This is a genomic window from Campylobacter sp. MIT 21-1684 (assembly GCF_026241315.1).
In the GTDB taxonomy this organism is placed as follows: Bacteria; Campylobacterota; Campylobacteria; order Campylobacterales; family Campylobacteraceae; genus Campylobacter_D.
In genome coordinates this window covers 1-1,123 of the sequence record NZ_JAPHNA010000053.1, presented here as the reverse complement: position 1 = coordinate 1,123, position 1,123 = coordinate 1, and the positions used below count along the sequence as shown (strand labels likewise).

Below are 1,123 nucleotides of genomic sequence, written 5' to 3'. Positions count from 1 at the left end.
GCAATCTTCTTAATAATGCAGGAGCAAGTATTGCTACTTTCACCCAAAGTGGTAGCGGTTCTACTACCTTAGACAATAGCGGAGATGTTGGAACACTCAATGTAAATGCTGGAACACTCACCTATAAAGGCAAAAGTGGTGGAAGTATTACAGGGGATATAGATATTAAAGCTAATTCAGAGCTTAATGTAGCAGAAGGAAGCCTTGCGCTTAATAATACTAGTCAGAATCTTAGCAATAGCGGAACTCTAAAAACAAATGGCAATATAGATTTCAAAGGAACAAATTTCACCAATAATACAGGAGCAAAAATAGAAGGTTCAGGGCTTACAACCTTAAATGGTAGTGCAGTAACTTTTACTAATGCTGGAACTATTAGTGGAAATCTTATTAATGATGGTACTCTTAGTGCATTCAGCAACCAAGCAGGTGGAAATATAACAGGAACCTTTACAAATAATAGTGGTAAAACCATTACTACTTTCACTAATGCAGGAACACTCAATGGCTTTACTAATCAAGGTACTATTACCAATCTTACTCAAAGTGGAAGTCTAAGCACTCTTACCAATAGCTCAGGAGCTACTATTAGTACTTTCGTTCAAAGTGGTAGTGCTACTTCTACTTTAGAGAATTCAGGTTCTGTAGGAAAGCTTGTTGTAGAAGGTGGAAGTCTTACTTATAAAGGTCAAGTGAATGGTTCTAGTGCTGGAAGTGTTAGTGGAGATATAGATATTAAGAATGGAGCAACTCTAACAGTAGCTGACAGTAAACTTACCACTGCAAATGCAAAAAACCTTAATAATGCTGGAACTTTAACTGCAAATGCAGATATAGACTTTCAAGGAAGTGCTTTCACTAATAGTGGTACTTTAAATGGAAGTGGCACTACTACTTTAAGTGGCAGTGCTATGACTTTCACTAATAGTGGTACTTTTAGCAGTGCTTTAAAAAATGATGGTACTCTTAGTACCTTTGACAACCAAGCAGGTGGAAATCTTAGTACTTTTACTAATAATGCAAATAAAACCATTACTACTTTCACTAATGCAGGTACTCTAAGCACTTTACAAAACGATGGCACTATAAATACTTTCACCAATTCAAATACAGGTTCTACTAG

At 36.2% G+C, this 1,123-nt stretch carries 1 protein-coding gene; it reads left to right on the top strand.

Annotation, left to right across the window (positions count from 1 at the left end):
- A partial coding sequence (locus OQH62_RS08500) for a beta strand repeat-containing protein (protein WP_266016126.1) occupies positions 1–1,123 on the top strand: 1,123 nt, incomplete at both ends.